At 75.9% G+C, this 6,181-nt stretch carries 6 protein-coding genes; 3 read left to right on the top strand and 3 right to left on the bottom strand.

From position 1 onward, the window contains the following. The coding region (locus ACFV4N_RS38155) for an ATP-binding protein (RefSeq protein WP_499677550.1) at positions 1-1,890 on the top strand (1,890 nt) is incomplete at its 5' end. Between the two features lie 50 nt (positions 1,891-1,940). On the opposite strand, the gene ACFV4N_RS38150 is transcribed toward ACFV4N_RS38155, so the two are convergent. Both ACFV4N_RS38150 and ACFV4N_RS38145 read right to left on the bottom strand, forming a co-directional pair. Further along, positions 1,941-2,621, bottom strand: coding sequence for an SDR family NAD(P)-dependent oxidoreductase (locus ACFV4N_RS38150; RefSeq protein ID WP_499677549.1), 681 nt, complete (start codon positions 2,619-2,621; stop codon positions 1,941-1,943). Next, positions 2,618-3,034, bottom strand: coding sequence for a VOC family protein (locus tag ACFV4N_RS38145; protein ID WP_499677548.1), 417 nt, complete (start codon positions 3,032-3,034; stop codon positions 2,618-2,620). The genes ACFV4N_RS38150 and ACFV4N_RS38145 overlap by 4 nt, the downstream gene beginning before the upstream one ends. 30 nt (positions 3,035-3,064) lie before the next feature. Here ACFV4N_RS38145 and ACFV4N_RS38140 point away from each other — a divergent pair, with 30 nt between their 5' ends. Then, positions 3,065-3,739 (top strand): GntR family transcriptional regulator, encoded by a 675-nt coding sequence (locus ACFV4N_RS38140; RefSeq protein ID WP_499677547.1) that lies wholly within the window; start codon positions 3,065-3,067, stop codon positions 3,737-3,739. Between the two features lie 24 nt (positions 3,740-3,763). On the opposite strand, the gene ACFV4N_RS38135 is transcribed toward ACFV4N_RS38140, so the two are convergent. Then, complete coding sequence (locus ACFV4N_RS38135) at positions 3,764-4,687, bottom strand: helix-turn-helix domain-containing protein (protein ID WP_499677546.1); 924 nt, start codon at positions 4,685-4,687, stop codon at positions 3,764-3,766. 101 nt (positions 4,688-4,788) lie between these two features. Here ACFV4N_RS38135 and ACFV4N_RS38130 point away from each other — a divergent pair, with 101 nt between their 5' ends. Continuing rightward, complete coding sequence (locus ACFV4N_RS38130) at positions 4,789-5,823, top strand: saccharopine dehydrogenase family protein (RefSeq protein ID WP_499677545.1); 1,035 nt, start codon at positions 4,789-4,791, stop codon at positions 5,821-5,823. Positions 5,824-6,181: the final 358 nt, after the last annotated feature.

The raw sequence follows: 6,181 nt of genomic DNA, 5'->3' as shown, positions 1-6,181 counted from the left end.
GTCCTCGCCCTGAGCGGGGCCGGGGGCATCGGCAAGACCTGGCTCGTGGTGCACTGGGCCTACCGGCACCTGGACCGGTTCCCGGACGGCCAGCTGTTCGTCGACCTGCGCGGCTTCAGCCCGGACAGCGAGCCGATGGAGATGGGCGTCGCGGTGCGCGGGTTCCTCGACGCGCTCGGCGTGGAACCCGGCCGGATACCGACCGACCTGCACGCCCAGGCCGCGCTGTACCGCAGCCTGGTCGCGGACCGGCGGATGCTGATCGTGCTGGACAACGCCGCGACCGCCGAGCAGGCCGCGCCGCTGCTGCCGGGCGGGCAGTCGTGCGTGGTCGTGGTGACCAGTCGCCGCACGCCCAACACCCTGGTCAGCAGGCACGGCGCGCACCACCTGAGGGTGGGCCCGCTGTCCGCGGGCGAGGCGCACGAGCTGCTGACCGACTGGCTCGGCGCGGACCGGGTCGCCGCCGAACCGGAAGCGGTGGCGGAGCTGGTGGGGTTCTGCCGGGGGTTCGCGCTCGCGCTGGGGCTGATCGCCGGGCACGCCCACACGCACCCCGGCGCGCCGCTGTCCCGACCGGCCGCCGAACTGCGGGAGTTCGGCCTGGACGTGCTGGACGACGACGACCCCGCGGCCAGCCTGCCCAAGGTCCTGTCCTGGTCCTACCGCGCCCTGTCGGCCGAGCAGCGGGAGGTCTTCGGGCTGGTGGGCGCCGCGCCGGGCCCCGACCTGGCGCTGCCGGCGGCGGCCGACCTGACCGGGCTGCCCCCGGTGCGGGCGAAGCGGGCGCTGCGCGCCCTGGAGGAGGCGTCCCTGCTCGACCAGGACGCGCGCGGCCGGTACGCGATGCACGACCTGGTCCGGAGCTGGGCGGTCGCGGTGGCGGGCTCGGACCTGGCCGACGAGGTGCGGGAGGCGGCGACGAGGCGGCTGCTGGACTCGTACGCGCACGTCGCGTGCGCGGCCGACCGGCTCCTGGCGCCGCACCGGTTGCCCGTGCTGCTCGACCCGCCCGCGCCCGGCGCCCGGCCCGAGCCGCCGGCCGACGCGGCGGCGGCGATGGCGTGGCTCGACGCCGAGCACCCCAACCTGCTGGCGGCCCAGCAGGTCGCGGTCGCGACCGGGCGGCACCGGGTCGCGTGGTTGCTGGCGTGGGCGCTGGACTCGTTCCACGGGCGGCGCGGCCACCTGCGGGACCGGGTGACCACGTGGCAGGTCGCGGTGGGCGCCGCGGAAAACCTGCCGGAGCACGCGCCGCGGGTGCGCGCCTCGCGGTTCCTGGGCCGGGCCCTCGCGCACCTGGGGCGGCACGAGGAGGCGGTCGGGCGCCTGCACCGGGCGCTGGAGCTGGCCGAGGAGCACCGCGACAACTCCGAGCTGGCCCAGGGCCACCGGATGCTGGCCTGGGCCTACGGGCAGCAGGGCGGGCACCGGTTGGCGGTGGAGCACGCCACGCGGGCGCTGGAGCTGTTCCGGGCCCTCGACCAGCCGGTGTGGGAGGCCGACGCGCTCAACCAGTTCGGCAGGCACGCGGCGCTGTTGGGCGACCACGACGACGGCCGCGCGCACTGCCTGGCCGCGCTGGACCTGTACCGGCGGCACCGCAACCCGGACGGCGAGGCGGCCACGTCGGCCAGCCTGGGGCACATCGAGCACCGCGCCGGGCGCCACGAGCGCGCCGCCGGGCACCACGAGCACGCGCTCCTGCTGTACCGGGCGCTGGGGAACACGTACATGTCGGCCGACGTCCTCCGCGACCTCGGCACGTCGTACGCGGCCGCCGGGAGGGACGGGGAGGCCCGGCGGGCGTGGTCGGAGGCGTGGGAGCTGTACCGGCGGCTGGGGCGAGAGGAGGACGCCGAGGTGGTGCGGGGGCACCTCGGCGCGTGACGCCCCGGTCCTCCGCGTCCCGGGGGCATCGGGTCCTCGGGCCTCAGGTCTCAGGTCCTCAGGTAGGAAGCCCCGTTCAGGTCGAGCACCGCCCCCGAGGCCCACTCGGCCTCGGCCGACGCGAGGTAGACGACCGCCGCCGCCACCTCCTCCGGCTTCGCCACCCGCTCGAACGGGCTCTGCCGGCGGACCTCGTCCGTGACCATCGAGGCCACCCGGTCGGTCCCGACGAAACCGGGCGCGACCGACGTGACCGCGATGCCGTGCGGTGCGAGGGCGACGGCCAGCGACTGCCCCATCGAGTGCAGCGCCGCCTTGCTCGCGCCGTAGGCGGGCATGTCGGGCTCGCCGCGGAACGCCCCGCGCGAACCGACGTTCACGATCCGGCCGCGCACCCCCCGGTCGATCATGTGCCGGGCCACGCAGTAGGACATGTCGGCCGCGCCGAAGACGTTCACGGCGAAGGTGCGGCGCCACAGCGAGCGCCACTCCTCGTACGACCGGTCGGTCAGCGACCCCAGCTCCACCAGCCCGGCGTTGTTCACCAGGACGTCGATCGCGCCGAGCCGGTCGACGGCGGACGCGACGGCCCGGGAGATCGAGTCCGGGTCCGCCAGGTCGACGTCGGCGGAGGACAGCGCGACGACCTCGTCGCCCCGCTCGCGGAACGCGTCGGCGATGGCCGCGCCGATGCCCCGGCTGCCACCGGTCACCAGGACGCCGCGGCTCACTTGGCGAACACCTGCGACTCGTCCTTGAACGCCTTGAACTCCAGCGCGTTGCCCGCCGGGTCGCGCAGGAACATCGTCCACTGCTCCCCCGGCTCGCCCGCGAACCTCAGGTAGGGCTCGATCACGAACTCCACGCCGGCCGCGCGCAGCCGGTCGGCCAGGGCGTGGAACTCGGGGATCGGCAGGATCAGGCCGAAGTGCGGCACCGGCACGTCGTGGCCGTCGACCGGGTTGCGGCCGGAGTCGCCGCGCGCGCCGGGCACGACGTGGGTGACGACCTGGTGGCCGTAGCAGTTCCAGTCCACCCACGCGTCGGCCGAGCGGCCCTCCTCCAGGGCCAGCACGCCGCCGTAGAACTCGCGGGCCCTGGCCAGGTCGTCGACGGGGATGGCGAGGTGGAAGGCGGGTCTCATGGCCACCACCATTGACCAGCTCCTGTCCGGATGTCAACATTCGACATCGTGGAGCTGCGCAAGGCCGACCGGCGGGGTCTCGCGGACGAGGCCGCCGACCGGATCCGGGAGGCGATCCTCGCGGGCGTGTTCCCGCCGGGCGCCCCGGTGCGCGAGGTCGAGCTGGCCGCGTCGCTCGACGTCAGCCGCGGTTCGGTCCGGGAGGGGCTGGCCGTGCTGGAGCGCGAGGGGCTGGTGCGCAGCGCCTGGCACCGCGGGACCAGGGTGATCGACCTGACGGTCCGGGACGCCGAGGAGGTGTACTCGGTGCGGGCCGCGCTGGAGGGGCTGGCGAGCCGGAGCGCGATCGGCCGCGTGGACCTCGACGCCCTGGACCGGCTCGTCGACGCCATGGCCGGGCGGCTGGCGGCGGGCGCGCCCAACGAGGAGCTGCTCGCCCTGGACCTGGAGTTCCACGACGCGGTGTACCTGGCGGCGGGCAACCGGCGGCTGCTGGAGGCGTGGCGGGCCGTGCGCTCGCAGGTGCACCTGTTCCAGCTCACCCGGATCCGCCTGGGGCACCAGGGATACCGGGCGGTGGTGGTGGACGAGCACCGGTACCTCGTCCGGCTGCTCCGGGCCGGTGACGCGGACGAGGTCACCCGGTTCGCCGAGGAGCACGTCCGCTCGGCGCTGCGGGCGCTGGTGGACCAGCTCGACCGGTGACGGTGCCGGGGCGGCCGGCCGGCGTCAGCGGAAGGTGCGGCGGTAGGTGTCCGGCGGCACGCCGACGGTGCGGTTGAAGTGCCTGCGCAGCGTCGCGGCGCTGCCCATGCCGACCGCCTCGGCGATGGCGTCCAGGCCGCGGTCGGTGGTCTCCAGCAGTTCCTGCGCGCGGCGGATCCGCTGGGTCAGCAGCCACCGCAGCGGGGTGGTGCCGGTCGCCGACCTGAAGTGGCGGCCCAGGTTGCGCGTGCTCATGTTCGCCCGGCGCGCCAGGTCCTCCACGGTCAGCGGGCGGTCCAGCCGGCCCGCCACCCAGGGGAACAGCTCGGCGAGCGGGTGGTCGTCCCGGGCGGGCACCGGCGTGGTGACGAACTGCGCCTGGCCGCCCGCCCGGTGCGGCGGCACGACCAGGTTGCGGGCGATCGCGTTGGCGAGCGCCGGGCCGTGGTCGCGGCGGACCAGGTGCAGGCACAGGTCCAGCGCGGCGGCCTTGCCGGCGGAGGTGAGCACGTCGCCCTCGTCCACGTAGAGCACGTCCGGGTCCACCTCCACCAGGGGGTGGCGGGCGGCCAGCGCCCCGGTGTGCGCCCAGTGCGTGGTGGCGCGCCGCCCGTCCAGCAGGCCGGCGGCGGCCAGCACGAAAGCGCCCGTGCAGAGGGAGACCACCCGCGCGCCCGCGTCGTGGGCCGCGCGCACCGCGTCGACCAGGTCGGCGGGCGGCTCGTCGTCCACGTCGGCCAACGCGGGCACCACCACCGTGCCGGCTCCCGCCACCCGGTCGAGCCCGTGGTCCGGCTCCAGCAGGAACCTGCCGACCCGCAGCGCGCCCGAGCCGCAGACCACCACGTCGTACCGGGGTGCGGCCGCCTCGGCGCCGAAGACCTCCTGCGCCACGGCCAGCTCGAAGTGCCGCATCCCGTCGGCCACGGCCACCGCCACGGTGCTCATGTCCGAAAGTGTACGGATCATGGCGTTCCGGACACTCGTGCGGGGCCGGCCCCGCCAGCAGGATGTCCACAGTGGAACGGCGAGCACGAGGTGGAGGACCGATGGGGCACGCGGTGGCGGTGTTCGGGGCCTACGGGCACACGGGGCGGTTCGTGGTGGAGGAGTTGCGCGAACGCGGTTTCACGCCCGTGCTCTCCGGCCGCAACGCGGCGGAGCTGCGCGCGATGGCGGCGTCCCACCCGGGCTCGGAGGTCCGCCCGGCGTCCGTCGACGACCCGGGCTCGCTCGACCGCGCGCTGGACGGCGCCGCGGCCGTGGTCAACTGCGCCGGCCCGTTCGCCACGACCGCCGCGCCCGTGATCGAGGCGGCGCTGCGCGCGCGGGTCCCGTACGTGGACGTGGCGGCCGAGATCGAGGCCAACCTCGACACGTTCGCCCACTTCGCCGACCGCGCGGACACCGCGGTGGTCCCCGCGATGGCGTTCTACGGCGGCCTCGGCGACCTGCTGGCCACCGCGGCGATGGGCGACTGGGCCTCGGCCGACGAGGTGCACGTCGCGTACGGGCTGAGCAGCTGGCACCCCACCGCCGGGACGCTCGCCGCGGGCCGGGTCTCCCGGCGGCGGCGCGACGGCAGGCGGATCCGCTACGCCAACGGCCGGCTGGAGCACCGCGACGACGCGCCACCGGTCCTGGACTGGCACTTCCCGGCCCCGCTCGGCACCCGGAGCGTCATCGGCGAGTTCACCATGGCCGACGTCGTCACCGTCCCGAGCCACCTGGACGTCCCCGAGGTGCGCACGTACATGACGGTCAACGCGGCCGAGGACCTGTCGTCCCCGGACCCCTCGGCGCCGACCGCGACCGACGAGCGGGGCCGGTCGTCGCAGACCTTCCTCGTGGACGTGGTCGTGCGCTCCGGCGACGAGCGGCGACGCGCCGTCGCGAGCGGCCGGGACATCTACGCCGTCAGCGCGCCGCTCGCCGTGGAGGCGGTCGACCGCATCCTCACCGGTCGGACCAGGGCGACCGGCGTCGCCTCGGCCGGGAAGATGTTCGACGCGCCCGACTTCCTCCGCGCGCTGTCCGGGCACCTCTCGTTCGTCCCCGCGCACCCGGTCGAGTCCCATCCCTGACCGAAGATTTTTTCCCGACCGGTGTATCCGGCGCCGCGGGTGGCCCTCTTGTGAAGTGTCGGGGGTTCCGGTCGGGGAGCCGGGCCCGCGACGCAGGGGGATCGCGCGCCACCCGCCCTCCGGGGCGGGTGAGCCGCGCGAGGCGCCACCGCCGGGGGCGATCTCCCGATGACCGCGCTCGTCAGCGGGTCCGCGCCGGTCGACGGGGTGGCCCTACCGCGCCTCCCGCTCCTCGGCGGGCACTCCCACTCGGCGCGGGCCCACCCCTCACCGGTCCCGAACCCCCGGCCGGACCGCGTTCCCGAGGGACGCCGCCCGGCCGGCCGCGTCGTCGGCATCGGTGGTCGCCACCTCCCCC

The organism is Actinosynnema sp. NPDC059797 (assembly GCF_042732085.1).
Lineage (GTDB): Bacteria > Actinomycetota > Actinomycetes > Mycobacteriales > Pseudonocardiaceae > Actinosynnema.
The sequence above is the reverse complement of the archived record's forward strand: the minus strand, read 5'-3'. Positions and strand labels throughout refer to the sequence as shown.

Excerpts from the sequence above, each read along its gene's own strand:
- ACFV4N_RS38145 (WP_499677548.1), bottom strand. The coding sequence starts at position 3,034 with ATGAGACCCGCCTTCCACCTCGCCATCCCCGTCGACGACCTGGCCAGG.
- ACFV4N_RS38140 (WP_499677547.1), top strand. The coding sequence starts at position 3,065 with ATGTCAACATTCGACATCGTGGAGCTGCGCAAGGCCGACCGGCGGGGT.
- ACFV4N_RS38135 (WP_499677546.1), bottom strand. The coding sequence starts at position 4,687 with ATGAGCACCGTGGCGGTGGCCGTGGCCGACGGGATGCGGCACTTCGAG.
- ACFV4N_RS38130 (WP_499677545.1), top strand. The coding sequence starts at position 4,789 with ATGGGGCACGCGGTGGCGGTGTTCGGGGCCTACGGGCACACGGGGCGG.